The 25283-nt window shown below is 60.4% G+C and carries 22 protein-coding genes; 11 read left to right on the forward strand and 11 right to left on the reverse strand.

The genetic code is table 11. The features are described from left to right. Positions 1–10: 10 nt before the first annotated feature. Positions 11–1738: a multiheme c-type cytochrome gene (locus HPT27_RS01950; RefSeq protein ID WP_172238175.1), complete on the reverse strand. Its 1728-nt coding sequence runs from the start codon at positions 1736–1738 to the stop codon at positions 11–13. Positions 1739–1813: 75 nt separating this feature from the next. Beyond that, entirely contained in the window at positions 1814–2068 is a 255-nt protein-coding gene (locus HPT27_RS01955) for a hypothetical protein (RefSeq protein ID WP_172238178.1), read from the reverse strand. Between HPT27_RS01955 and HPT27_RS01960 the strand changes: the two genes are divergently transcribed. Genes HPT27_RS01960 through HPT27_RS01980 form a run of 5 tightly spaced genes read left to right on the forward strand, consistent with a single transcriptional unit; the run spans position 2067 to position 9913 of the window. Continuing rightward, positions 2067–3950 carry a multiheme c-type cytochrome gene (locus HPT27_RS01960; RefSeq protein ID WP_172238181.1) on the forward strand — a complete coding sequence of 628 codons (1884 nt, stop codon included), beginning with the start codon at positions 2067–2069 and terminating at the stop codon, positions 3948–3950. The two genes, HPT27_RS01955 and HPT27_RS01960, sit on opposite strands and share 2 nt — an antisense overlap. Positions 3951–3972: 22 nt before the next feature. Next, positions 3973–5643, forward strand: a complete 1671-nt coding sequence (locus HPT27_RS01965) for an FHA domain-containing protein (protein WP_172238184.1) — start codon at positions 3973–3975, stop codon at positions 5641–5643. After that, complete coding sequence (locus HPT27_RS01970) at positions 5643–7325, forward strand: cyclic nucleotide-binding domain-containing protein (RefSeq protein ID WP_172238187.1); 1683 nt, start codon at positions 5643–5645, stop codon at positions 7323–7325. Before HPT27_RS01965 ends, HPT27_RS01970 begins: the two co-directional genes overlap by 1 nt. Then, positions 7313–8134, forward strand: a complete 822-nt coding sequence (locus HPT27_RS01975) for a hypothetical protein (protein ID WP_172238190.1) — start codon at positions 7313–7315, stop codon at positions 8132–8134. Before HPT27_RS01970 ends, HPT27_RS01975 begins: the two co-directional genes overlap by 13 nt. A 3-nt stretch (positions 8135–8137) precedes the next feature. Further along, positions 8138–9913, forward strand: coding sequence for a cytochrome c3 family protein (locus HPT27_RS01980; RefSeq protein ID WP_172238193.1), 1776 nt, complete (start codon positions 8138–8140; stop codon positions 9911–9913). Positions 9914–9970: 57 nt separating this feature from the next. Here the strand turns inward: HPT27_RS01980 and HPT27_RS01985 are convergent, their stop codons facing one another. Further along, complete coding sequence (locus HPT27_RS01985; RefSeq protein ID WP_172238196.1) at positions 9971–10729, reverse strand: RNA methyltransferase; 759 nt, start codon at positions 10727–10729, stop codon at positions 9971–9973. Between the two features lie 75 nt (positions 10730–10804). Continuing rightward, on the reverse strand, positions 10805–12793 hold the full coding sequence (locus HPT27_RS01990; RefSeq protein WP_172238199.1) for an alpha/beta hydrolase family protein: 1989 nt from the start codon (positions 12791–12793) through the stop codon (positions 10805–10807). Between the two features lie 353 nt (positions 12794–13146). Here HPT27_RS01990 and HPT27_RS01995 point away from each other — a divergent pair, with 353 nt between their 5' ends. Genes HPT27_RS01995 through HPT27_RS02015 form a run of 5 tightly spaced genes read left to right on the forward strand, consistent with a single transcriptional unit; the run spans position 13147 to position 18463 of the window. Further along, positions 13147–14514, forward strand: coding sequence for an adenosylmethionine--8-amino-7-oxononanoate transaminase (locus HPT27_RS01995; RefSeq protein WP_172238202.1), 1368 nt, complete (start codon positions 13147–13149; stop codon positions 14512–14514). A 38-nt stretch (positions 14515–14552) separates the two neighbouring features. Next, positions 14553–15449: a GNAT family N-acetyltransferase gene (locus HPT27_RS02000; RefSeq protein ID WP_172238205.1), complete on the forward strand. Its 897-nt coding sequence runs from the start codon at positions 14553–14555 to the stop codon at positions 15447–15449. A gap of 5 nt (positions 15450–15454) precedes the next feature. Further along, positions 15455–16978 carry a PIG-L family deacetylase gene (locus HPT27_RS02005; RefSeq protein WP_172238208.1) on the forward strand — a complete coding sequence of 508 codons (1524 nt, stop codon included), beginning with the start codon at positions 15455–15457 and terminating at the stop codon, positions 16976–16978. A 55-nt stretch (positions 16979–17033) separates the two neighbouring features. Next, on the forward strand, positions 17034–17738 hold the full coding sequence (locus HPT27_RS02010; protein ID WP_172238211.1) for a class I SAM-dependent methyltransferase: 705 nt from the start codon (positions 17034–17036) through the stop codon (positions 17736–17738). Further along, complete coding sequence (locus tag HPT27_RS02015; RefSeq protein ID WP_172238214.1) at positions 17738–18463, forward strand: lipopolysaccharide kinase InaA family protein; 726 nt, start codon at positions 17738–17740, stop codon at positions 18461–18463. Before HPT27_RS02010 ends, HPT27_RS02015 begins: the two co-directional genes overlap by 1 nt. 131 nt (positions 18464–18594) lie before the next feature. Here HPT27_RS02015 and HPT27_RS02020 read toward each other — a convergent pair whose 3' ends face one another. The 3 genes from HPT27_RS02020 to HPT27_RS02030 all read right to left on the reverse strand — a co-directional run bounded on the left by HPT27_RS02020 (position 18595) and on the right by HPT27_RS02030 (position 22118). Beyond that, entirely contained in the window at positions 18595–19296 is a 702-nt protein-coding gene (locus tag HPT27_RS02020; RefSeq protein ID WP_172238217.1) for a substrate-binding periplasmic protein, read from the reverse strand. Positions 19297–19553: 257 nt separating this feature from the next. Continuing rightward, complete coding sequence (locus tag HPT27_RS02025; RefSeq protein WP_172238220.1) at positions 19554–20258, reverse strand: phospholipase D-like domain-containing protein; 705 nt, start codon at positions 20256–20258, stop codon at positions 19554–19556. 12 nt (positions 20259–20270) lie between these two features. Further along, positions 20271–22118 (reverse strand): DUF885 domain-containing protein, encoded by a 1848-nt coding sequence (locus HPT27_RS02030; RefSeq protein WP_172238223.1) that lies wholly within the window; start codon positions 22116–22118, stop codon positions 20271–20273. Positions 22119–22374: 256 nt separating this feature from the next. Between HPT27_RS02030 and HPT27_RS02035 the strand changes: the two genes are divergently transcribed. Continuing rightward, positions 22375–22515, forward strand: a complete 141-nt coding sequence (locus HPT27_RS02035) for a hypothetical protein (protein ID WP_172238226.1) — start codon at positions 22375–22377, stop codon at positions 22513–22515. A gap of 45 nt (positions 22516–22560) precedes the next feature. On the opposite strand, the gene HPT27_RS02040 is transcribed toward HPT27_RS02035, so the two are convergent. From HPT27_RS02040 to HPT27_RS02055, 4 genes are all read right to left on the reverse strand, one after another. Beyond that, positions 22561–23871 (reverse strand): deoxyguanosinetriphosphate triphosphohydrolase, encoded by a 1311-nt coding sequence (locus HPT27_RS02040; RefSeq protein WP_211197997.1) that lies wholly within the window; start codon positions 23869–23871, stop codon positions 22561–22563. Positions 23872–23934: 63 nt separating this feature from the next. Beyond that, complete coding sequence (locus HPT27_RS02045) at positions 23935–24522, reverse strand: hypothetical protein (protein ID WP_172238232.1); 588 nt, start codon at positions 24520–24522, stop codon at positions 23935–23937. Further along, the gene (locus HPT27_RS02050) at positions 24519–25046 is read right to left on the reverse strand and encodes an RNA polymerase sigma factor (protein ID WP_211197814.1); all 528 of its coding nucleotides are present in this window, start codon (positions 25044–25046) and stop codon (positions 24519–24521) included. The genes HPT27_RS02045 and HPT27_RS02050 overlap by 4 nt, the downstream gene beginning before the upstream one ends. Positions 25047–25121: 75 nt before the next feature. Next, positions 25122–25277, reverse strand: coding sequence for a hypothetical protein (locus HPT27_RS02055; RefSeq protein WP_172238238.1), 156 nt, complete (start codon positions 25275–25277; stop codon positions 25122–25124). Positions 25278–25283: the final 6 nt, after the last annotated feature.

Genomic DNA, 25283 nt, shown 5'->3' on the forward strand with positions numbered 1-25283 from the left:
GACGCTGCCCCTATTTCACTTCAAACGAAGCCGAGTAGGCATGCATGTTCAGCATGCCCTCATTCATCGCGCGTTCCATGTCCTGGGTCGCGCCGACAAATCGCATGAAGTAAATGGGCTCTGCCCGCGATCGCAAGCGCACGGACAGGCGATAAGTGCCGGGTTTCTTGACGAGCTCGCCCGGCACGGTAAAGGCCGCCGTGCGATTGCCGAGCGGCGGAATGCTGCGCTGTTCCATTCGCACCAGCGGCGGGTGATTCATCACCGTGACCGGCTGCGCTGCCGGCCGCAGGAACGGCAATTGATCGATGTCCAGGTTGACCGGCAAATACATTTCCCGCTCGGTGCCTTTGACATTGGTGGTCAGGAATTTGGTTTGCAGATTGAACAGCTGATCATCGTGGGCGATGCTGCCGTTGCGCACATCCAGTGAATGCAGATCCGCCATGTCGCCATTGGAATCGACATAACCGGATTCCCAGATTCGCACGCCAGCCGGATTGATCAGCGCCACGTTCATCCACAGCTCCGGTTGCGCACCGAGCGAACCGGATGGCACGTTGTGGCCGGGATTGATGTTGTTGACCAAATAATTGAATTTCAGATCGGAGCCGACTTGCAGCGTCGACGGGAAAAACGGTCCGCTCAGACTGAGGCCGTTGTCCATCACCGCCGCCCGTTCCTGCTGCTTGATCGCGAGCTTGCCGAGGTTTTCCTGAATGATCGCCCAGGCTTCCTCCCGGTCTGCCGGCTCCGCCCAGGCCTCTGGAAATTCGATGTCGATGAGCCCGTCTTCCACCCGCCGCTCAAACGCCTCCGAGCCCCATTGCGCGCGGAAATCGAAGCCGAGCCAGTCTTCAACCGACCAGCGCTGGGCTTTGCTGTTGTGCGGGAACACGCCCGGATGGGCAATGGAATAGCCGGGACCATAGAAAGCGTGATTGTGATGCTCGCGCTGCGGTTCGATCGGCTTGCCTTCGATCACCGCCACCGGCCCGGTCTCATAACCTTCGGCCTTACCCGGCACTTTGCCCATGTGACATTGCTGGCAGCTGATGCCTTGCGCATGCGCCGGCGATGCGCGGTATTGATCCCAGACCACTTCCAGCTTGATGCCCAGATTGACCGCCACCTGATGACAGCTGGCGCAGAATTCCGAACGCTGCAGTTGCTCCATTGGCACTGCGGCCAGGTGAATGCGTTTGCCTTTTTCTTCTTTAGCCGTGGCAACTTTGTAGAACTCTTTGTTGCTGATTACATTGGCTAGCTCGGGGCCATTTTTCGCACCATAGACCGGGGCAAAAATTTCGCCCGGATCGATGCGGCGCTCACCGTTGACCTTGCCGTATTCGGTGCTGACCCGGTGACAAGTCACGCAGGTGACACCTTCACGGCCAACGGCACTGCGCTTCCACAAATCAATGGCGCGACTTTCACCGAGCGACGAGCCAACGCTGGCATGACAGCGCACACAAAAGCCGCCGAGACTGGGCGCCAGGCCGTTGATGGTTTGTTCGAATTTGTGAAACATCGGCGAAACAGCCGAATAGGCGTGAGCGGAGCGACTCCACTCCTCGTAATGCTGTTTGTGGCAGCCGGCGCATTGCGTCGCCGACGGATAGGCACTTTCGCCATACAGTGCCTGATGCGGGTCCGGCTCACTGGCGCCGGCGATGCCGCTGTGCAGGAAAAGCAGCCCTGCGACCAACGCAATTGTGCGTCGCAACAAAACGAACATGCCTGTTCTCCTTATTGTCCTGCGATTGCCATCGGCACGGCGGTCGTGCCGGACAATCCTGCATGGCCGCAGCCATCACGCGCGACCCGCCTGCACTTTACCTGCAACCTGCATCGTCAATACAGCGGCTCCAGACAAAATGTAGGCAAGCCGGATAACCGCCTCTATAGTAGTCGGCAGCGCGCGCCGATGGCAGCCACCGAATTCGGCAACTGTCGGCCGCACCATAACGACCCAGACCGGCTTGGCCATCGCGCTGACTGGCACTTGTTGCATGCGCTCGTACACGCTGCTGTACGGTTCGCTGGATGGAGATGGATAGCCGCTCATGCGTTCACTGATTGCAAGATCTGCACGTTGCTTGCTGTTGGCTTTGCCGCTCGTGCTGGCCAGCGCCGCGCAGGCCGCCAGCCCGGCCGACCTGACCGGGCCGAGTCGCTGTATCGAATGCCACGAGACACCGTTCGACGTCTGGAAAAATACCCATCACTTCAGCAGCGGCGATGCCATGCCCAAAGCCGCCAGCGCCAAAGAGATCGCCGACAAACTCGGCATCAAGCGCATCAAGGATCCGGGCAGCCCCTGCGCGCAATGCCATTTCACCGCCGCTGAAATCGAAGGCCGGGTCAAGATTGTTGGTGGCGTCAGTTGCGAAAGCTGTCACGGTCCGGCCAAGGGCTGGATTGAAATCCACAACGATTTCGGTGGCCCGGCCATCAAGAAAGATCAGGAAAGCAAGGAGCATCGCGAGCAGCGGCTGCGCACAGTCGAAGCCGCCGGCATGATCCGGCCCGGCCGCATTTACGAATTTGCCCGCAACTGTTTTGGTTGCCATCTGGTGATCAACGAAAACCTGGTCAGCGAGGGCGGTCACGGCATCGGCAAGGATTTCGATCTGGTTGATCGGATGACCGGTGAAGTGTTGCACGGGCCCAAACCCGACGCCGCTCGCAAACGGCTGATCCGGATCGCCGGTTATGGTGCCACCGTGGAGATGAGTCTGCGCGGCATTGCCGGCGCCAAGGCGGCCGACTCGGTCTATCTGAAAACCCTGCGCGAACGTCTGGCCAATGCCTATGCCTCGCTCAGTGAAATCAACGCCAAGGCGGGCAATCCGGCGCTGCGTGCCGCGCTCGGTGCCGCCAGCGAAAACGCTTTTGATCCGGGCAATGCCGCGCTGGCCTCCGGCGCCGACAAGGTCCGGCAACAATTGAACAGCGCGCTGCAATCCCTAGATGGCGGCCAACTGGCCTTTGTCGATGCGCTGTCACCGATCCGTGGCGCCAAACTGCCTGCGGTCAGCGCGGGCAAGGCGGTAGCCGCCGCCGACAAGCCGGCCAAACCGGCAGCAGCGACACCCGCATCGACGCCGGCATCGACATCGACACCGGCATCGATAACAACAGCACCAGTGACAGCAGCACCCGCAGCAGCAACGCCAGCGAAACCCAGTCCGGCGCCAGCCAGTACACCCGCAACTGCATCAGTAACCACTCCGGCAAGCGCACAAGCAAGCACGCAAACAAGTACACAAACAACAGCCGCACCGACAACCACGTCGACCACAAAACCGGTCAGCAGCAAACCCGCTGCCGAAACGGCGAGTAGCAGCAATAAACCGGCCGCTGCCAGCAACAGCACGGTCAGCGCTCCGGTTACTGCGCCGGTCACAGCACCAGCGACGGCTGTCGTGACCAACGCCGGCATCACTGCGACTGCCAGCAACAACACCAACAGCACCAACGTCAACAACAACACGGCCTGGCTGCTGGTACCGACCCAGCCGGCGCTGTGCCTGACCCGGTCGCCGTGGTGGTTGGGCGAATCGCTGTTGACCCACCTGCCAACACCGGCGCCACGTTGCCTGAGCTTTGTCGCGCCGATCGCGGACTTCGCCAGTTATGTTTTTGTCGCCGACCCGGCCGGCAAAATCAGCACACTTTGGAGCACGGCCGATTGCGGTGCGGTGCGGCAAGCACCGGAACAGGAACCGTGGCCGACACTGCAATTGCCGGAACACAGTCAGCAGCTGTGGCTGGTGCAAATCAGCACCGGTCAGCGTCAGCAATTGACGGCGAGCCTGGCCCTGACGCCAATGGTGGACTGCTCGCGGGCACAGTCGCTGACCCTCGATGCCAGTACGCTGACGCACAAGCTGGGCGAGTTACAGCAGAGCGCCGGCGCAGCGCTCCAGGTGTATGTGACGCAATGATCGGCAGCGACAGGTGAGAGCGATGGCGAACTCCGTATCCATAGGCCGCGATGCCAGCAACGATATCTGCCTGTCCGAGGCGTTTCTGTCGAGCAAGCATGCCGAGATCACGCTGGAGGATCCGACCAGCCTGAAATTTCGCCTGCGTGATCTCGGTTCGACCAATGGCACCTTTCTCAATGGCAAGCGCATCACCGAAGCCGAGTTCGAATTGTCCGACACCATCATGTTGGCCAATCGCCGGCTGGCGGTGGACGAGTTCTTGCCGAAGCTGCTCGGCAGCGTCACCCGCAGCAGCAAAACCGCCGCTGCGAGCCGCAGCAAGCCACAATCGTTTCGCCTGCTGCTGCTGATCGGTGCGGTGCTGGCCGGCCTTGCCAGTGCCGGCTTGCTGTTGCTGTCCGGCCAGCAGATCAACGGTCAGGCGATCAGTGGCCAGAATCTGATCCTCGCCAGTCTCGGGATTGCGGTGCTGAGCACCGGCATCATGGTGGTCGGCGACAATCTGCGCCGCACGTTTGTCCGCGCCCGCGCCGAACGCCAGTATCTGGATTTGCGCCTGCGCGCGCTGGCCGACGAAATCGAACAGAAAACCCAGCGCAAGACCAAACAGACGGAGCACAACAAAGGTTGGGAAGGTTTTCGTAAATTCCAGTTGGCGCGGCGCACCGACGAAGCCAACGGCATCACCTCGTTTTATCTGGTGCCGCACGATGGCAAGGCGCTGGCGCCTTACGCGCCCGGCCAGTATCTGACGCTGCGGCTGCAGATTCCCGGTCAACCGAAACCGGTGGTGCGCTGTTACTCGCTGTCCGATTGTTTTCGCGATGGCCATTACCGCATTTCGGTCAAGCGCGCCCGTGGCAGCAAACCGGGCGAGCCGGATGGTCTGGTCTCCGGTTATCTGCACGAGCAGGCGCAAGTCGGTGAGCTGCTCGACGTCAAGGCGCCGAGCGGTTCGTTCCATCTCGATGAAAGTTCGTCGCGGCCGGTCGTGCTGTTGGCGGGTGGTGTTGGCATCACGCCGATGCTGGCGATGTTCAACTCCGTGCTGGCCAGCGGCCGGCGCCGGGAAGTGAAACTGTTTTATGCCGCTCGCGCCGCTGATGAATTTGTCCGGATCAGTGAACTGGCCGAAGCCGATTTGCACAGCGACCACATCAGCGTGCATTTCTTCTGCAGCAGTCCGGATGAGCAGGGTCGGTTGCCGAGGCAATCGGTGCAGTTTGAACGACTCAGTGTCGAGCAGCTGAAAAAGATTCTGCCGTCGAACAACTACGAATTTTATTTGTGCGGGCCCGGGCCATTCATGTCGGCGCTGGTCGGCGATTTGCGCAGTTGGGGCGTGCCCGACGGCGATATTCATTTCGAGGCCTTCGGTCCGTCCACGGTTGCCACAAAACCGGCAGCCGGCGCCGCCGAACCGGTCGCCACCGCAGCAGTCACCGTGACCTTTGCCCGCTCCAAGAAAACCATGCGCTGGAGCGCCAGCGACGGCAGCCTGCTGGAAGCTTGTGAACGCAATGGCATCGCGCTCGATTCCGGTTGCCGCGCCGGCAACTGCGGCACCTGTCAGGTGGCGCTGGTGTCCGGCAAAGTCAGTTACAGCAGCCAGCATGACGTCACGCCGGAATCCGGCTCCTGTCTGGCCTGCATTGCCACGCCTGACAGCGATATCACGGTGGATGCCTGATGAGTACACCGCCGTCGGCGCTGCAGGCCAAGCGCGCCTCCATCTGGGATGTGCAATTTGATCCGACGATGACGCCCGCGGTGGTGCAGTCGCTGTTGGCAAAACCGCCGTTTGCCGACATGGATCGCAGCGCCTTTCCCGACAACAGTTCGCTGGACGATATTCTGCTGCACGAATGTGCGCTGCGGACCATCGAACCAGATCAAGTCGTGATCCGCCAAGGTGACTACGGCACCAGCGCCTTTTTTCTGCTGACCGGTCGACTGGCGGTCTGGGTCAACACCGGCCAGACTCGCGCCCGCAAAAGTGACGAACGCGAACTGTCGTGGTTGACCGCATTGAAGCAAAGTTTTCACAAGCCGGTCGTGCCGGAAGTGCGCGATGTCGGTAGTCGCAAAGCAGGCACCAGCACCCGCCGCGAAGATGCCGCGCTGTTCATTCAGGATCTGCCCGGCGTCGTGCAGCCGGATGGCCGCGCCGAGCTGCAGCCCGGTGCGCTGTTTGGCGAAGCCTCGGCGGTGACCCGGACACCGCGCTCGGCCAATATCGTCGCGATGGAACGCAGTCAGGTGTTGGAGATCACCTGGCAGGGTTTGCGGGCACTGATGCGATTCAGCCCGGCTTTGAAGCAGCACGTCGACAACCGTTTCCGCAAAGACAATCTGTATGTGTATCTGCGCTCGCTGCGGGCACTGACCGGCGCTGCCGACACTGTCATCAAACGACTGGCCGATGCCGCGCTGTTCGAACGCCATGGCCGGTTCGACTGGCATGTCGATTTCAAACGCGAGACGGCTGCTACCGCCGGCGCCGCCGCCGAACCGGTGATCGTCGAGCAAGGCAGCTATCCGAATGGCATTTATGTCGTGCGCAGCGGCTTTGTCCGGATCAGCCGGCAATTCAATCACGGTGAACAGACGCTGGCCTACCTTGGCAAAGGCGAATGCTTTGGTTTGCAGGAAGCTTATGCGGCCTGGTCATCGAAGACCGGTCAGGCGTTTCGCTTTTCGCTGCGTGCCATTGGCTATGCCGACATCATTCTGCTGCCTACTGCTGCGGTCGAAAAATTGCTGTTCGAAACCGGCTTTCAGCCGCCGCCGGCAACAGCGACTGAAACCAAACTGAACGCCGAGCCGCTGGCACTGGCGCCACGGGAAACCGGCTTGCTTGAATTTCTGGTCGAGAACCGGTTCATCAACGGCACCAAGACCATGCTGGTCAACACCGACCGCTGCACCGGCTGCGACGAATGCATCCGGGCCTGTGCCGATGCCCACGACGGCAACAGTCGCTTTGTCAGGGAAGGACCGAAATACGAAAACCTGTTGGTCGCCAACGCCTGCATGCATTGCCACGATCCGGTCTGCATGATCGGCTGCCCGACCGGCGCCATTCAGCGCGAGGCGGATCAGGGTTACGTTCACATTCAGGATGATATCTGCATCGGCTGCGCGACCTGCTCGAACAGCTGTCCCTACAACAATATCCGGATGACGACGATCCGCGATCGCAGCGGCGCGATTTATCTGGATGAATCCCGGGCCCCGATTCTGAAAGCCACCAAATGCGATTTCTGCATGAACCAGCTGGTCTCACCGGCCTGTCAGAATGCCTGCCCCCATGACGCCCTGGTGCGCATGGATGTCAGCGATAGCGAGCGCTTGAAAAAATGGCGCAGCTAAGTCCGCGTTGGCGCGCCAGAGCGATTAAGTCCGGCCTGACCGCAGCGGCGTTTGCGCTGCTGGTGCTGCTGTGGAAACTGGCGCCGTCGTTGTCGGCGCAGCGCAATCTGACCGGCTGGGTACTGGCCGGCGCTCTCGTGCTATTGCTCAGCCTGCGGCTGAAACGGCTGCTGCGTCTGCTGCCACTGGGCAGCAATTATCACTGGACCCAGTTGCATGTGTATGTCGGCATTTTTGCTCTGGGCGCCTTGCTGTTGCACGGCGAGTTCAGTAGCCGATCCGGGCCGTTCTGGTGGCTGCTGTTCCTGCTGGTCTGGGCCAGTGTGCTGTCTGGCGTTTTGGTGATCCTCGGCGCCCGCTGGTTGCCGCGCACCACCCGCAATTTCGACAGCAATGTGTTGTACGAAAAAATCCCCCAGTATCGGGCACTGTGTGCGGACCGCATGGCAGCCTTGTATCAACAAATTGCCGACACCGCCAAATCGGATCTGGTGTTCCGGCAAACGGCCGGCTGGCTGTTTGCCAAGGTCAACGCCCGCCAGCACACGCTGCTGCATATTGTCGGCAATCGCTTGCCGTTTCAGGCGGCTGAACAGCGGGTCGAATCGATTCGCCGCTATCTGAATCAAACCGAACAGGATCTGCTCGACGAATTGCTGAGCGTTTATTTGCAGAAAGTCGAACTGGATGCTCAGGAAAGCGTGCAATGGCTGTATCGCTTGTTGCTGGTCAGTCACCGCGTACTCACGGTCAGTGCCTTGCTGCCGATCGTGCTGCATGTGCTGGTGATCTATGCCTATCTGGATTGATACATGACAGCACCGACTGAAAAGGATCGCGGCGCATTCTGGCGACCTTCGTCGCAGTATCTGTGCGGCCATTTGCCCTGCGGCAAACCCTGTCAGCAAGGGCCGGACGCGCAAGGCCAGTGTCAGACCAGCACCGAATGCATTCCGGCCAAACGTGGCGCGCGCTGGCATTGCACCCGCGCCGCCAGCGCCGGCGGCCCGTGCAGCGACGGCCCGACTCCGCAGGGCAGTTGCGCGCACGGTTTGCCACGCTGCTCGCCGATCCGCAGCCCGCGTCGGCGCTATCGCCAGATGATCGCCGGTTTGTTCGTGTTGGCGCTCGGCGTGACGCTGCTGATCTTTGCTCTGGCACCGGCGAAAGGTTTGAGTCCGGGCCCGTTGTCAGCCAAGCACGCTGCTGGCACGGCCGGTTGTGAAAGCTGTCATCAACTGGACGGCAGCGCCAGCGTAATGGCGGTGGTTGCCGGCGCGTTCTCGCACCACCCCAACGAACAGCAATGCTTCGACTGTCATACCGACAAAGCGTCACCGCATTCGGCGCATGACGGGGCCTTTACCGCGGCGGCAACGGAAAATCCATCGGCAACAAAAAACCTGATGTGCCGCGAATGCCACCAGGAACATGACGCACCGTTGTTGCCCGGCCGCAGCAAGCAAATGGCGGTTTGCAATGATTGCCACCAGCAGCGCCAGCATGCTTTCCCGGATCACAGCCGTTTTGCCGATTATCCGTATCAGCGGGTCAATCAATTGCGCTTTGATCATCGCAGCCATCTGGAAAAACATTTCCCGGCCAAGCAGGTCGCCGGTCAGCCGAAGGTGAGTTGCGTCAGTTGTCACAGCGCAACCGATGACGGCCGCTTCATGCAGGTCAACCGCTTTGCCGATGCCTGCGCCAGCTGTCACCAGAAGAGCCTGACGGCGGAACCGCTGTTGTTGCTGGCGCTGCCCACGCTGGACCTGCCGGCCTTGCAGCGCGCCGGTGTCGACACCAGCGGCTGGCCGGAAGAAGGCGATGATGTGGTGTTCGCCAATGCCAGCTTGCTCAGCATTGCCAACCTGAGCGATGGCAAGATTCCGGCGCTGCAATTGCTGAATCAGGATGTCAGTGATTTGTCGGCGGCAAGCCCGGCGCAGATCAAACTGGTGGCGCAAGTCAGCAGCGCGATTCGCCGCAGCCTGCATGCCTTGAATGCGGAAGCCCTGCCTGCGGCGGCTGTGACGGACAATCCAGTTATAGACAAGTCAGATCTCGACAAAAACAAACTGGCGCAATTGCGCAGTGCCTTGGCCGAGCTGCCGCAAAAAAATCGCCACTTGAGTGACACGCAACTGGCGGTAACCCCGGAGAGTCACGGCGCCGCGGCACTGACCCTGCTGTTGCAGCCACGGCCGGATTTGCCAGCCGCCAGTTTTCCAAAACCCTGCAGCAGTTGCCATGCGCCAATGGCAGCGCCCGGTCAGCAAGCGGGCTGGCAATCACCGCTGCGCTCGGTCAAAGCCGGCAGCACGGTGATCTTTGGCCATCGTCAGCATTTGTTGTCGATGGGTGACAGCGGCTGCCAGAGTTGCCACCGCTACAATGAGAGTGATGGCGATAACGAGCCCGGCAGCGACAAGAGCCAGAAAACGCCGACAGCCATGCACTCCTTTGCCACCATTCCGGTCAGCACCTGCGCCAGCTGTCACGACGGCAAAACCGACGCCGGCAATTGCAGCAGCTGTCACCAATACCACATCGGCACAGCTGCTCCGATCGCAGCGGAGGAAACGCCTTAACAGACGGAGATCTGTCGGTATTGCGTGAAGCCGGCACTGAAGACGCAATGCGCGTCTTCAGCTTCGCTGTGCGGATTGCCGCCAGTTGTCGAGCAGGATCGCGGTCGCAATCCCGGCGTTGAGCGATTCGGCCTGACCATAAGCCGGAATGGTGATGCGATGTGTGACAAGGCCAGCCAATTCGGGCTGGATGCCGTGCGCCTCGTTGCCAATCACCAGCAGGCCGCCACGCGGCTCGAACGCGGTCCGGTGCACATCGGTGCCATCCAGAAACGCACCGTAACTCGGCCGATCGGCATGGGCCTGCAGAAACGCCGGCAGCGCCGTGTAATGCACCTGCACGCGCAGGAACGAGCCCATGCTGGCAGCAAGCACTTTCGGGTTGTACAGATCCGCCGTTTCCGGCGAGCAGATAATTTGCCGAATACCGAACCAGTCCGCCGTTCGGATGATGGTGCCGAGATTGCCCGGGTCGCGGATGTCATCCAGCACCAGCACATATTCGCCGTCGCCAAAGCGGATCGGTGCCGGCAACGGAATCTCCAGCACCGCCAGCGCGCTGTCGTTGTGCTCGTAACTGCCCATGTCGGCCAGCTCTGCTGCCTTCACCGTGATCGCGTCAAGACCGCGCCGGCGCAAACCCGCCGCCAGCTCCGGCAAATACGCCGCGGTGGCGTAAACGCTGTGCAGCGGCCAGTCACTGGCCAGCACTTCCTGCACGCTCTTGCCGCCTTCCACCACGAACAGCGCATGCTCGCGACGATATTTTTTCTGCTGCAGCGATTTGATCAGCTTGACGGTATTGCGGATCAGCATGGCAACGCTTCAGTCATGGTTGAACTCTCCCAATACACTTCCGTCTGCAGATAGCCGCGACGTTTTAATACTCCATTAATGACCAATCTGTTTATCCAGAAAGGCCAATACAGCTTCATAGAATTTGACCCGATTTGCCTCGCTGGCAAAGCCGTGCGCTTCGTCGTCGAACTCAAGATACTCGTAGGTTTTCTTGTTGTCTTTTAGCGCAGCAATCAGCCGTTCGACATGCTCAATTGGTACCTGCTCATCGGCGTCACCATGGCTCAGCAACAGCGGCGCCTTGATCGCGGCCACGTGCTGCACCGGCGAGCGCGCTGCCAGCGATTGCGGATCCGTACCGATCGCCTGCTCCAGATAGTGCCGGCCAATACGGCTGCGCTGAATATTGCCTTCCTCGTGCATCAAGGACAAATCATAGACGCCCATTGACGCAATGCCGCAGCGATACAGCTCAGGCGTCTTGATCAAACCCCAGACACTGGCATAGCCACCATAACTATGACCCATGATGCAGATGCGGTTGGCATCGGCGATGCCTTGTCCGGCCAACCATTTGGTGGCGTCAGTCAGATCATCCTGCATGGTCGTGCCCCACTGACCGTAGGCATCAAACCGGAACGATTTGCCATAGCCACCGGAACCACGAAAGTTGACTTGCAACACCGCATAACCGGCAGCCGCGAGCAACTGCACTTCTGCATCATAACCCCACTTGTCCTGCACGCCATAAGGACCACCGTGGACCAGCAATACCGCCGGCAAGTCTTTCGCCGGTTTGGCTTTCGGCACCGTCAGCAGGGCCGACAATTGCAGACCGTCACGGGCCTTGATGGTGACCGGCTCCATCGGACTGAGCTGCGCCGATTTCAGCCAGGGTGCCGCTTCGGCAATTTTGCCTATCGCTTTCTTGTCACTGTCGATCAGATAGAACACTGCGGGCTGAATGTCAGAACCGATTTGCACCACGGCGCGTTTGCCATCCGCGCTGTAGCCGCTGATAGCAATATTGCTGGTCGGAAAGGTACTGGCCGCCAATTTGAGCACAGCCGCTTCGGGTACCTCGGCGTTCAGCAGATGCAAACTGGGTTTGCCGGTCACTGCCGTCGAGAAAGCGAATGGCTCGCGACCATCTGCGGTCCAGTAAATCTCGCCAAGATCAACGCGTTCGGCGCGATACAGTGTTGTCCGTTCGCCGGTGGCCGGGTCCAGCAAGGCAAGCCCGGTGGTTTCACTGTCGGTGTTGTCTTCGATCAACACCTTCTTGTCGTCACGCTCAAAGCTGAGCGGTTGCCAAAAGCCCTGATTGCCGCCACGTTGGAACAACTGCTTCCAGTCAGATTCGGCATCGGCGCGATAGAACATTTCGGCGTAACCCTCTTCCGAGACGTGCTCGGCAAAGCGCACGACCCCGGCATTGTCGATGGTCAGTTCGCTGTCACGGATGTCGATGGTCTCGGCGCCGGTTTGCCGGGCGTTGTACACATTCAGATAGGTGACCACCGGTTTGACTTCGGTATCACGATCACGAACCCAAGGCTGCTTTTGAATCAGCATGCGTTGCGGGTCATCCGTTTTGAGTCGCAGTATCTTGAGATTGGCCCAGTCTTCCTGGGCGGCCAGCGCCTTGACCGAGCCACTGCCGGCCTGCGGTCCGAAAATGGTCAGCTGTTTCGAACCATCAAAATTGACCGCAACGATGTTGGCATCAGGAACCGACTCCGCCCTGCTGCCACGCTTCTTCTCCGCGCGCAGCAAGATCCGTTCGTCGTTGAACCATTGCGCGTCGGCCACGCTGAGGTTGCGCGGAAAGCGCAGCACCGAGGTGATTTTCTTGTTCTTGAGATCAAGGACCCGCAGCTCGGTCTTGTACGGGTAATCGGAGTCTTCGGCTTTGACGATCATCGCCAGATAGTCACCGGACGGCGACAGCACCATGTCTTCATACTGCGGTTGCTGGACAAACGGCTTGACATCGATTGCCATGACCGCGAGCGGCATAACAGCGACTGCTGCCGTCACCAGCAAACGCGATCCCATATATCGAACCGACTGGGTGAACATCTAAACTCCCTTTCATTCTTGGTCTTGGCTTGTGTTGCTCGAACGCCGGTCTGATCCGTCCGCCCGCCTATCTGTTTGCACGTCGGCGCGGACATCGATTGTCCCCGGCCGTCGCCGATATCCGCACGTGTATGGTGTGCTGGTGGTGGCATCGCTGCCCGGCAAACCAGCACGATTGCCAGGAGCAAGTCGGCGGCTCCGAGTCACCCCGGCGGGGCGGAGCCACGCTTGCTCCGTTGGCAAGCGGACCAACGTTCCAGCCCGCTGCCCCAGTATACGGCCGGCATTATGGCGTGCCCGGCAACGGCCGTCGCTGCTAGAATGCGTGTTAGCGATTTGTGCTGGACTTTCTCATGCCGGATGTCTCCCCGCCCCGCAACGACGAGCTGATGCAGCGCGATCTGCGCCATCTGTGGCACCCCTGCACCCAGATGAAAGATCACGAGCGTTATCCGGTGACGCCGATTCGGCGTGCCAGCGGCGTTTATCTGGAAGACTTCGAGGGCCGGCGTTACATCGACGCCATCAGTTCCTGGTGGACCAATATCCTCGGTCACTGCAACCCGGACATCAATGCCGCCATCAAGGATCAGCTGGACCAGTTGGAGCATGTGATCTTTGCCGGTTTTTCTCACGAGCCGGCAATCGCTCTGGGCGAGAAATTGACCGCACTGACACCGCCGGGACTGACCCGGCTGTTCTTTGGCGACAACGGTTCCAGTGCGATCGAAATCGCACTGAAGATGAGTTTTCATTTCTGGCTCAACAGTGGCAAGCCCGGCAAGAAGCGGTTCGTCGCGCTGCAAAATGGCTATCACGGCGAAACCCTGGGCGCGCTTGCCGTAGGTGATGTGGCGCTGTTCAAAACCACTTATGCCCCGCTGCTGATGGACGCCATCATGGTGCCGTCACCCGATTGCTATTACCGCGAACCGGGTGAAAGCTGGGAGGCCTATTCGCGCCGCCAGTTCGCCCACATGGAACGCGTATTGGCAGAAAAGCATGACGAGATTGCCGGCGTCATTCTGGAACCGCTGGTGCAATGTGCGACCGGCATGCGCATGTATCATCCGGTTTATCTGACGCTGCTGCGCGAAGCCTGCGACAAATACGGCGTGCATCTGATCGCGGATGAAATCGCTGTTGGCTTTGGTCGCACCGGCACCCTGTTCGCCTGTGAGCAGGCCGGTATCAGTCCGGATTTTCTTTGTTTGTCGAAAGCCTTGACCGGCGGCTATCTGCCGATGTCGCTGGTGGTGACCAGCGAGACCATTTACGGCGCGTTTTACGACAGTTATGAATCAATGCGCGGGTTCCTGCATTCGCACAGCTACACCGCCAATCCACTCGCCTGCCGGGCGGCCTGCGCCACCATCGATCTGCTGCAGCAAGGTGACTGGCTGACCCGCAATCGCGCTACGGCCAAATTGTTCTGGGACGGCGTGGCACCGTTGCAGGATCATCCGCATGTGGCTGAAGTGCGGCAGACCGGCATGATCACCGCCATCGAGTTGGTCAAGAACAAGCAAACCCGGCAAGCCTTTGCCTGGCAAGAGCGGCGCGGCATGCGCATTTTTGATTACGCACTGAGCCAAGGTGCGTTGCTGCGCCCGATCGGCGGCGTGGTCTATTTCATGACGCCATACATCATCAGCCCGGAGCAGGTGCAACAACTGGTTCGCATCGCCATCGACGGCATCACGCTGGCCGTTGCTGACTGACGCCCACAACACTTCCCACACTGAGACTGACTTTCATAATGCTGAATCGGCTCCGCTTCTGGCGGGAAAAAAATTGGCAGGTCATCGATGCTGACACCTACGCCGCAACCTGGCAGCGCTTTGGCGGCAGCCTGCTGACCCAGCCAGACGTCGTTGCGCGCTTGTCCGCACTCGCCGAAACCGACGTGCGTTATCTCGGTTGGCAAGACAATGGCGAGTGGGTCGCGGCCATTCCGACCTGGGGCCGCTATCTGGCACTGTCGCGACAAGCGCTCAAACGCATGGGTAAGCCTGGTCTGTTTGATCTGGGCAATGCCGAAATCATTTTGCCGATGGCGGCCGATGCGCACATTCAGTTGCGTCATAGCTGCAAGTATCTGACGGCAACGCAGGCAGAACAAATTGCCGGCGCACGCAAGCAGAAAGAAGAATTGACGCTGGCAAAAGATCCCGACGACATGGTGCGCAAAGTGCGTTACAACCTGCGCCGCGAGCTGCGCCTGCTGGAAGAAGCCGGCGGCGTGATCCGGCCGATGCACGAGCTGACGGCAGCTGAGCAGGCAAAGAGCTATATCGAATTGTTCGAGCGCCGTTGGGGGTTTGCCGCCGCTGGTCGAGAACGGCTCGCCGAGGTGCTGGCGCTGCTGCGCGAATTCGTGGTCGGCTCGGTGGTTTATCTGCATGAGACGCCGATTGCAATTCAGTTGCTGTATCGGGTCGAGTCGCCACAGTGGATTTCGGTGGAATACGTCAACGGTGGTGTCGATCCGCAAACCCGCGATTTCAGTCCCGGCAGCGTGCTGACCTATCTCAATACCCAAGCGGCGTGGGCCGATGCCAAGGCGCTCGGCAAAACCTTGCGCTACTCGTTTGGTCGCGCCGACCGCGAATACAAGGATCGCTGGTGCAATCGCGTGCCGGTGTATCAGGTGTGATGACCATGAAAGCCGACAAACAGACGCTGCTGCGCCAGCATCGCCAGCGCAAACGGTTTGCCCTGCTGCTGGCGCTGATTGCACTGATCGCCCTGGCGCTGGCCGGATTGGCCTGGTTGTTGCCGCTGCTGGCGCTGCTCGGCTGGGTTCTGAATGAAGCGTTTTTTTCCGATCATCTGTTTTACTCGCCGAGCCAGGATTATCGCTACGATTTGCACGCGGCCGTCCGGCTGCCAGTGCAGTTGGCCAATGGTCGCCTGCACCTGAATGCACCGATTGAACCGGACGTCGATACCTGGCTGCTCGCCATTCAGGTGCGCGGCTCGTGGTTCAGTCGCTGGCGCGATCCGCTGGTGCGGATTTACACCGCTGATTCGCAGGGCACGCCAAATCAACAGACTCAAGATGCTCGGTCGGATCAGCAAACGTTCGAGCGCGGCAGTTTTGGCTTGCGCTATCTCAATCTGTCGGATTTTCGCGCCGAGCTGGCTGCCGGCCAACTGCAACTAAGTGGACTGCATTGCACGTTTGAACAGGACGCCGTGTTGTATGGTTTTCGCAACGCCGATTACCGCCGCAAGCGCACGCTGATCCTCGCGCCGCATGCCGATGATGCCGAGCTGGCGGCGTTTGGTTTTTATCAGTCGTCCGCCGAGACCAGCATCGTTACCGTCACGGTCGGCGAACTGGAAGCCGACGCCTATCAAGCGTTTGGCTTGGCACCGGCGCAAGCGGCTGAATTGAAAGCACGGCTCAGGGTCTGGGACAGTCAGGCCATTCCGCAGTGGGCCGGTATTCCGGCCGAGCGCTGTTTTCAGCTCGGTTATTTCTGTTTGCAATTGCGCGCCATGCAGCAAGCACCGGAACAAAGTTTCGGTTCACGGGTGGCACCGCTGCAGGATGTGCGACCGTTTCGTCGGCGCAACAGTCAGCGCCTGCCGGCCGACGCCAACGGCGAGCCGACCTGGCGCAATCTGGTTGCCGATTTGCGCGCCCTGCTGGAGACGCTGCAGCCGGAAGTGGTCATCACGCCGCATCCAGTCATCGATCCGCACAGCGATCATGTCGCCTGCACGGCGGCGCTGAACGAAGCCATTCAGTTGAGCCAGTGGCAACCGCAATACCAGCTGCACTACGCCAACCATCTGCATGACAACGATCGCTGGCCGATGGGCAACGCCCACGATGGCGTAACGCTGCCGCCAGCCGTGGCGGCGTTGCCGGTCAGCGGCCTGTGGAGCCTGAGCCTCGACCGCCGCCAGCAAATCGACAAAGCCATGGCACTGGCGATGATGCATGACCTGCAGCCACGGCTGCCGCTGAAAAAGCGGCTGCGCCGGCTGCTGCAGCGCGGGCTGGCCGGGCGGCGCTGGCCGGCCTTCGGCGACAGCGAGTTTTTCCGCAAGGCGGTCCGCCGGCATGAGCTGTTTTTTGTCCAGCCGGCGACCGGCACGGCAGAGACCGGCACCGCGGCGACGGAAACAACAGCCATTGCAGCAACAACCGCTGCGGAATCAGGCGCGGTTTAAGGTACAGCCAAGAAGCACTTTGCTATCATCGCCGCGCACTTTGAGGTGACCGTCCATGACCGACAACAACAGCAACAACCCGAACAAACCGGCCGTCCATCTGGCCTTTTCCGACAAATACAGCCACGAGCACGCGTCGGACTACCAGAAGAAACACGAAGCCGGCTTTCAGCGCCGCTTCTCCAACTGGCTGGAACAACGGGCCGCGCGCAAAGCCCTCGCCACGGCCGGCGACCCGAAATCCGTTATCGATTTGCCCTGCGGCGCCGGTCGCTTCTGGGGCCTGTTGGCCGAGAAAGCCGATCGCAAGCTGTACGCGGCCGATTACAGCCAGGGCATGCTCGACACCTGTCAGCGCGTGCACCCGCCGGCGCTGATGCAGCGGTTTGAATGCAGGCAGGCGTCGGCCTTCGATACCCAATATCCGGATAGCTTCGTTGACTGCGTGTTTTCGATGCGCTTGATGCACCACGTCGGTCAGAGCAAGGATCGCTTGGTCATGCTGCGCGAGTTCCGTCGCATCTGCCGCGAAACCGTCATCCTGTCGCTGTGGGTCGATGGCAACATCAAGGCCTGGAAACGCCGTCGGCTCGACGCCAAACGCGCTGCCCAAGGCAAGAATCCGAACAACCGTTTCGTCACGCCGGCGGCGCAATTCGAAGCCGAGTGCCGTGAAGCCGGACTGCAGGTGGTCGCCCATTACGATGTGCTGCCGTTCTTCCTGATGTGGCGCATTTACGTGCTGCGCAAGGTCGGCTGATGAGCGGGCAACACTGGACGCCGGATGCCAACCATCAGGCCATTCTTGCCCACAACGGCCTGCACAGTTTCGCTGACGTCTGGGCGCTGAAAGCCGATTGGTTTGAAGCACCGAATGAACGCCGCTCCGGTTGGAGCGGCGCCAGCCGGGTCGAACTGAAAACGCCGGCCGGCGGCACGCTGGCAGTGTTTCTGAAACGCCAGCAGGACCACGATACCCGCAGCCTGCGCCATCCGTTTGGCCAACCGACCTTCCGGCGCGAATTCGCCAACATCGGCAAATTGCAGGCGCTCGGCATTCCCGCCGTGCCGCTGGTCTATTACGGCGAGCAAAAGATCAATGGCCATTCCTGTGCCGCGCTGATGACGGTGGCGCTTGATGACTTTCAGAGTCTGGATGAATGGTGGCCAGCGCATCCGCAAGCCGAATCCCGCGCTGCCGTGCTGACTGCCATCGCCGATTGGGCGGCGCAGATTTCCCGGCAACGCTGGCAACACGGCTGCCTGTATGACAAGCACATTTTTGTCCGCAAGCTGGCGCAGGCCGGACAATTCGGCCGTGACGACATCCGCTTCATTGATCTGGAGAAAATGCGGCGCCGGCTCAGCATCGGTCGCGCGGCCGAGATGAACATCCGGCAACTGCTGCGGCACAGCAGCTGCTGCTCCCCCGCCGAACACCAGCTGCTTGAAGCAGCGTTTGATCAGCAACTGAAAAAGGCCTGAGTGTTCAGGCCTTTTTTTTCGACGCAACGCTGCAACACGATCTCAAAAGAGCTAACAGCCAGCTCCGCACTGCCACCAATTTTTCCGTTCTGCGCTCGTTCGAAATGCGATGGTGGGCGTGCAACGCGCCATCAATTGTCGGTGGCCGTGATTCCGCGCGCCAGCAATCGGGTGATGGCGGCATTGATCAGCGCCACCTCGGGCTCGGTTACCGTCTTTCGACTGAACATGAACACCAGCTCGGACTCACTGAGCGTCACCGGAAGGATCACCAGCGGAGGCCGTTCGTGCGCCACGACATCGCGGGCGGCGTCTTCGACGATCATCAAAATGCCGTCGGGATTGCGCAGCAACATGCCGCGCGCCTTGGCCCAATTGTTATACGCCTCGAAGCGATCAACGGCCTGCAACTGCTTTTTGATTTCCGGCCAGTTCTCACCGTAATAGCCAAAATGCGGACCGATGATGGTGCGCTGCTCGCTGAGCAAATCGGCCATCGATTTTGCCCGAATCTGCCCGGCCAGTTCCTTGTGAGTCACCATGACAATTTTCTCGCGGCCGTAGGGCAGAGAAAACCAGGCAAACTCGCTGCGCTCCGGCAACGGCGTCGCGGCACTGACAAAATCAATCTGACCGGTTTTCAGTGACCAGAACCGATCCAGCATGCGCTCGGCACGCGGCAAAACCTGCAAGGGACAGCCCGCTTCGGCAAACACCCGGGCGACCCAGATCCGGTCCTGATTGACTTCGCGCTCCATGGTTTTGAATTCGCGGCTGCAGTCCGCCTGCACAGGCAGCGCCAACAACAGCAGCAGGCAAATGAAGACACGCATGGTCGACGCCACTCCACGTTGCACCCGGCAGCGCTCAGGTCATGGCATTGCACGGCCTGAGCGGATGCGTATCGGGTCACTCGGCTGAGTATAGTCGCGGCGGCGCTGTCACCAGCGGCGGTGCGATTGGCGCTGAATGGCACGCCGGTGCGGATAGTGGTCGTGAAAATTGCGCTAGCGAGAGTTGGCGCCAACAGGGCTACGCCAACTGATAGCGCAGAGCTCAACCGGGCATAGCTGTCGCGGTCGGCACCGTGTCAGTCTGACTGGAAGGCCTGCCAGCGACGCTCGAACTGCTCGCTGAATTGCCGTATCAGGCCCGGGTCGTTGCTGAGCACGAGATTCTCTTCGTTGACTTCGGCGGCACTGCGGGTCCAGTTATAACTGCCGTTCAGCAACCAGCTGCCATCGAACAGCGCAAACTTGTGATGCATGTGCGCTTCGGTCCGATCCACCCGTACCGGCACGCCAGCATCGCGCAAGCGACCGATATCACTGCCGAGATCACATTCCTTTTCATTGTCGGTCAGCAGCCGGAGCTGCACGCCACGGCGATGCGCCGCTAAAATTTCTGCACTGATCTGATCGTCGGAAATGGTAAAGACGCACAGCTCGGCGCGCTGCCGAACACTGCGCAGCTGCTGCTGGATGGCAAGGCGACAAGCCGGGCCGGGACTGAAGTAAGCTTGCGATTCGATGGCGACGCCGCTCGGTGTGCGCGCGACATCGAGCGCGCGCACCACCCCTTCCAGCCATTTGATCAGGCCCTGCTGATTGCCATCGTTGATGCGCTGCCGGACCAGCTCAAAAGCGCGATTGCGCAACTGGCGCAAGCCGTCTTCCGGTGGCTCGGCCTCGCGCAAGGCCAGCACCAGCAAACGCTTTTCGTCGTCGCTGAGCCGCTCATCGTTCAGCGTGTCGCTTAGCTGATCGAGCAGATCCGGTAACGCGGGTGCTGACATGTTTGCCCAAGCCTACGCTTGCGGTGTCTGCTGGCTGGCAATCCAGCGATCCACCTCCTGCTCGAGAACCGACAACGGCACTGAACCGAGCGCCAGCACGTGATCGTGGAAGGCGCGCAGATCAAATTTCTGGCCGAGCGCGGCTTCGGCTTTCGCGCGCAGTTCGCGGATTTTCAGTTCACCGAGTTTGTAAGCCAGCGCCTGACCCGGCCAGGAAATGTAGCGATCGATTTCGGTGGTGATTTCGTGTTCGCTGAGCGCGGTATTGTCGCGCATGAAGTTCAGCGCCTGATCGCGACTCCAGCCCTTGGCGTGCATGCCGGTATCGACCACCAGTCGCGCTGCCCGCCACATTTCGTACACCAACCGGCCGAACTGTTGATACGGCGTTTCGTAAATGCCCATCTCGACGCCGAGCCGTTCGCTGTACAGACCCCAGCCTTCGCCGTACGCCGACAGATACGAATAACGGCGGAACAGCGGCTGCTCGCCTTGCTCGCTGGCGAGCGCATTTTGCAAATGATGGCCGGGCACCGCTTCATGCAGGGTCAGCGCCGGAATCGCCCACAGCGGCCGCTGATCGAGCAGGCTGGTGTTGACCCAGTAGAAGCCGGCTTGCTTCGGATCATTGCTGCCCGAGTAGCGACCGGTGGTGTAGGTCGGGGCGATATCGGCCGGCACCGGCGCGACACCGTAAGGCTGGCGCGGCAGCGTGCCGAAATACTGCGGCAATTTGCCGTCGATTTTCTTGGCGAAGTAGGAGGCTTCGGCGAGCAGTTCATGGCCAGTCTTTGGATAGAACTGCGGATCGGTGCGCAGGAACTGGAGAAAGGCTTTCAGATCGCCAGCGAAATTGACCTGCTGCCGAATCGCATCCATCTCCGCGCGGATGCGGGCCACTTCGGCCAGACCGGTTTGATGAATGCTGTCCGGGCTGGCATCGAGCGTGGTGTACTCAAAAATTTCTGCAGCGTAATAAGCGTTGCCATTCGGCAGCTTGCTGGCGGCAATGGTCTTGCGCGCTTTCGGCATGTATTCGCTGCGCATGAATTGCAGCAGCTCGCGATAAGCCGGAATCACCTTGTCCTGAATCACGCTGGCAGCACGCGCCCGCAGCGCGGTCTGACTGGCCTCATCAAGCGCGCTCGGCAATTGCTTGAACGGCGCGTAGAACGCGCTTTGTTCAGCGCTGTCGACCACGTGCAGGGCAATGCTGGCATCGCGACCGGTCAGCACCACTTGCGGCACACTCAGGCCTTTCTTGAGACCTTTTCGCATCAGCGCGGTCAGCTGCTGAAACAGCTGCGGCAATTGTTCCAACCGATCCAGATAACGTTCGCAGTTGGCAGCCGGCTGGCATTGCACGTAATCGCCGCTGCGGGCGTAATCGGCCCAGAACTGGGTGTCGCTGGTGAATGGCATCAGATAGCCACCGAGTTCGTAATCGGCAAGGCTGTTGCGGGTTTGATCGGCAAAAATACGGTAGTTGACCCGACCGTCACCGGTCAGCTGGTCCGGATTAATCTGTTTGAGCTCGCGCTGAATCTGTTTGAGAAAATCGATGCGGGTTTGCACCGCCGCATCGCTCCAGTCGCTGAATCGCCGTTCGGCGTCCTGGTCGCCGAGACTGGCGGCCAGCTCCGGAAACTGCTGCAGCCGGAACGCCCAGTCCTTGTCATAGACCGCCTTGAACGCACGATCTGCAGCGGAGCTGCTGTCGGCTTTCGCTGTTTCTGCGACTGTGCTGGTCGTGTTTTCTTCCGCTTGCACGGCAGTCAGTGCCGACAGCACGGACAACGCGGCCGCGCTCAGCAGGGCGCTGACCCGACGGGCAGGGAAAACAGTACGGGGATCAAACATGGCAGGCATCCGGCGAGGAAAGTCGGGTGCCATGGTGCCACAACGGCAGCGCGCGGCAATTGTTTCGACAAACTGTGCTGGCCGTCGCTATTGCCAAGCTCGGTCGTCATGCTAGTGTCACGGCCGGTAGCGAAACTACCGCGCGGCGTGACTGGCTCACGACAGCCAAACCGCGATTTGCTGTACCGGTGTCCTGATCGCCGGTCAGTGTGGCTACGGATTGGCTCCCTTTTAATCAGGTTGGGGAGACCGCATCATGACCGAGCACTTGTCCTGCTCACCGCACCAACTCGTCCTGAACGCGCTGTTCGATGCCGTGCCATTGGCCTGGCCGGATGCACTCGCGCTACTCGACTGCGCGCTCGACGCGTTGCATGAACTCAGCTTGCTCGACTGACCGGCCTGTTCGATTGATCAGCCAGCCCAACTGACCAACACTCGACTAGCGCGCCATGCCACCGATCTGGTGCGCGAGGTAAGTCGCGTATTGGTCAGTCATTCCGGCGACGTAATCGAGCACACGCATATAGGCGTGATAAAGCGGCTGCTCGCGCGCCGGGGCATTGCCGCCCATCAGATCCAGCACCCGCCGATAGCGAAAGCTCGGTGACGGCAGACTGTGCTGCTCGTACACCGCGTGACAGAACACATCGAGCAAGGTGCCGATGGTCGAGAACGCGCCGATCTCCAGTTCCGATTTGCGGGCGTTGCGGAACACTTTTTCGTAGGCCAGTTTTTTTCCCGCGCGGACGCCGGCCGCAACATCACTGTCGCCATCCAGCAACAACTCGCCGTGATAACTGCCAGCCAGCATGGCGTTCTTGTGCGCCAGAAATGCCTGCAGCGCCGATACCAGCATGCGCTCCATGGCGCGACCACGAAAGGCACTGATCCGGCGCCGCGGACTCAGTGAACTATCTTGGGCATATTCGTGCGGCGTTTCCCAGCCGCACAGCTGCAACAGAGTCTGCTCGACATCAGCGTACTGCAGAATGTTCAGTTCCAGCGCGTCTTCCAGATCCAGAATCGTGTAGCAGATGTCGTCGGCCGCCTCGAGCAGAAAGCACAGCGGATGCCGGCAATACTTGTCGGTATTTTCCGGCAGCAGCCCGAGTTTTTGCGCCACCTCGTGAAGTTGCTGGCGCTCACTTTGATAACAGCCGAATTTTTCCTTGATGCCGGCGTGCACCGATGTCCACGGATATTTCATCAACGCGCCAAGCGTCGGATAAGTCAGCCGCATACCGCCTTCAAACTGGTGGTATTCGGTTTGCGTGACCACCCGGAAACCGTGCGCGTTGGCTTCGAAGGTACACAGATCATCGCGCTCTTCCGGCGACAGTTCCGCCAGCAAGGCACTGCCACGATGGCGACGAAAGAAATCGCGCACGGCATATTCGCCGGCATGGCCAAAGGGCGGATGGCCGATGTCATGAGCGAGACAAGCTGCCTGAACAATGGCGCCAAGATCGGCCGGCGTGATCCACGGCGGCAATTCGTCGGCCATGGCTTCACCCGCCATGATGCCGAGACTGCGGCCGACCGAACCGACTTCGATGCTGTGAGTCAGCCGGGTGTGAATGTGATCATTGAGCGACAGCGGATGCACCTGGGTCTTGCGCCCGAGCCGGCGAAACGCGCTAGAGAAAACAATGCGATCGTGATCTTTGTGAAAATGCGAGCGGCCCGATTCCGGCGTGCCGGTCAACTCATGATGCGAACGATGCGGCGTCAGCAGCTGGGCCCAGTTCATCATCATCGTTGGTACTCCGGTTGGGGCGACGCGGCAAGCAGCCGTCCGGGCAAGCTAAGCAGTTCAGTTGAGATCCTGCAACAGGCTTTCGGTTTCGGCCAGCTTGCGCCGCTCACGGCGGGCATAACGGCGACAGATCAGCATCCAGCCACCGACGATCACGGTGACAAAAATCGCCCCGAAAAACGCCTGCCAACCGTGCGCCTTGGCCGGGTACAGCCAGACCGACAAACCGTTCCAGAGCCAGCCCAGCACAATGCCGAGCGGACCAAAATAGTCGCCGTAACGGATCACCGTCAGATTGGCTTTGGCCCGGCGGATGCGCAGCGCCAACAAGGCGTGAACATCGTTCTCGTGCGCGCGCCAGGTGCCACGCCGGGAGCGGATATTGAAGTAGGTCATCACCGGCGCCAGCACGGACCACAACCATGCCCAGATCTGCCACAAGGTCGGCAATGGTTTGAACCATTGCCAGTACACCGCCAGTGACCAGATCATCAGCACGACGCCGATTTCGACCGCCATCAGCGCGTACATCCGCAGCGTGCACCAGCGGGTGCTGCGCTGCAGGGCCGGCAGATTGACCGGCTGCGCCTGCCAGGTGCGCGCCAGCTGTTGCCAATCGTTGCTGTCGGGCATGCCGTTGGTCATACCGTGCTCCCCGACGGTTCGGCATCACCGAGCGGCGTCTCGCCAAGCTGGGCCATCAATTGTTTGCGTGCCCGCGACAAGCGCACCGCGACATTGCCGACCGAGATGCCGATCACGCTGGCGATTTCCTCATGGCTCAAGCCTTCCAGCGCCAGCGTCACCAGTTCGCGTTGCATCAGCGGCAGCGCCCGCACGGCATCGAGCAGACGCTCGCTTCGCTGTTGCAGGCTGGCTTGCTGTTCCGGATTCGCGCGCTGGTCCGGCAATTCTTCGCTGAGTTCATCACGGGCCAGCTCACGCTTGTGCTGCAGCACATGATTGACCGCGCGGTTGTGGGCGATGCGCAAGACAAAAGTCTTCAGCGACGACTCGCCGCGAAAACGCGGCAGTGATTGCCAGATGGCTAGCAGCACGTCCTGGGTCAGCTCGTCGCGCCGGGCCGGATTGCGCTCGAACGCCGCCGCCACCCGCGCGATCGCCGCACCGTGTTCGCCGACTACCTGTTCAAACGACTGCTCCGCCACGCTGATCCTTGCTGCGCCCCATGCCGAGGAAGGCGGCGATTGTAACGCAGCAAAGACCACGGTAGCGCCGCTCATTCAGGACCGACGACAGGCGCGCCAATACTGAGTCGCGGCCATCACCAGCAGCGCCAAGCCAATCGGCAGGAATTCCGGCTGGTTGACGCTGAGCGCGGTGAAGGCCAGCCCAATCACGCCAAACCGACGCTCCGGCATGGCACAGGAAAACTTCATGGCATG

This window comes from Permianibacter fluminis (assembly GCF_013179735.1).
GTDB classification, from domain to species: domain Bacteria; phylum Pseudomonadota; class Gammaproteobacteria; order Enterobacterales; family Permianibacteraceae; genus Permianibacter; species Permianibacter fluminis.

Bases quoted from the DNA above. Each gene is read 5' to 3' on its own strand.
- HPT27_RS01950 (WP_172238175.1), bottom strand. From the start codon at position 1,738: ATGTTCGTTTTGTTGCGACGCACAATTGCGTTGGTCGCAGGGCTGCTT.
- HPT27_RS01960 (WP_172238181.1), top strand. From the start codon at position 2,067: ATGCGTTCACTGATTGCAAGATCTGCACGTTGCTTGCTGTTGGCTTTG.
- HPT27_RS01955 (WP_172238178.1), bottom strand. From the start codon at position 2,068: ATGAGCGGCTATCCATCTCCATCCAGCGAACCGTACAGCAGCGTGTAC.
- HPT27_RS01965 (WP_172238184.1), top strand. From the start codon at position 3,973: ATGGCGAACTCCGTATCCATAGGCCGCGATGCCAGCAACGATATCTGC.
- HPT27_RS01970 (WP_172238187.1), top strand. From the start codon at position 5,643: ATGAGTACACCGCCGTCGGCGCTGCAGGCCAAGCGCGCCTCCATCTGG.
- HPT27_RS01975 (WP_172238190.1), top strand. From the start codon at position 7,313: ATGGCGCAGCTAAGTCCGCGTTGGCGCGCCAGAGCGATTAAGTCCGGC.
- HPT27_RS01980 (WP_172238193.1), top strand. From the start codon at position 8,138: ATGACAGCACCGACTGAAAAGGATCGCGGCGCATTCTGGCGACCTTCG.
- HPT27_RS01985 (WP_172238196.1), bottom strand. From the start codon at position 10,729: ATGCTGATCCGCAATACCGTCAAGCTGATCAAATCGCTGCAGCAGAAA.
- HPT27_RS01990 (WP_172238199.1), bottom strand. From the start codon at position 12,793: ATGTTCACCCAGTCGGTTCGATATATGGGATCGCGTTTGCTGGTGACG.
- HPT27_RS01995 (WP_172238202.1), top strand. From the start codon at position 13,147: ATGCCGGATGTCTCCCCGCCCCGCAACGACGAGCTGATGCAGCGCGAT.
- HPT27_RS02000 (WP_172238205.1), top strand. From the start codon at position 14,553: ATGCTGAATCGGCTCCGCTTCTGGCGGGAAAAAAATTGGCAGGTCATC.
- HPT27_RS02005 (WP_172238208.1), top strand. From the start codon at position 15,455: ATGAAAGCCGACAAACAGACGCTGCTGCGCCAGCATCGCCAGCGCAAA.
- HPT27_RS02010 (WP_172238211.1), top strand. From the start codon at position 17,034: ATGACCGACAACAACAGCAACAACCCGAACAAACCGGCCGTCCATCTG.
- HPT27_RS02015 (WP_172238214.1), top strand. From the start codon at position 17,738: ATGAGCGGGCAACACTGGACGCCGGATGCCAACCATCAGGCCATTCTT.
- HPT27_RS02020 (WP_172238217.1), bottom strand. From the start codon at position 19,296: ATGCGTGTCTTCATTTGCCTGCTGCTGTTGTTGGCGCTGCCTGTGCAG.
- HPT27_RS02025 (WP_172238220.1), bottom strand. From the start codon at position 20,258: ATGTCAGCACCCGCGTTACCGGATCTGCTCGATCAGCTAAGCGACACG.
- HPT27_RS02030 (WP_172238223.1), bottom strand. From the start codon at position 22,118: ATGTTTGATCCCCGTACTGTTTTCCCTGCCCGTCGGGTCAGCGCCCTG.
- HPT27_RS02035 (WP_172238226.1), top strand. From the start codon at position 22,375: ATGACCGAGCACTTGTCCTGCTCACCGCACCAACTCGTCCTGAACGCG.
- HPT27_RS02040 (WP_211197997.1), bottom strand. From the start codon at position 23,871: ATGAACTGGGCCCAGCTGCTGACGCCGCATCGTTCGCATCATGAGTTG.
- HPT27_RS02045 (WP_172238232.1), bottom strand. From the start codon at position 24,522: ATGACCAACGGCATGCCCGACAGCAACGATTGGCAACAGCTGGCGCGC.
- HPT27_RS02055 (WP_172238238.1), bottom strand. From the start codon at position 25,277: ATGAAGTTTTCCTGTGCCATGCCGGAGCGTCGGTTTGGCGTGATTGGG.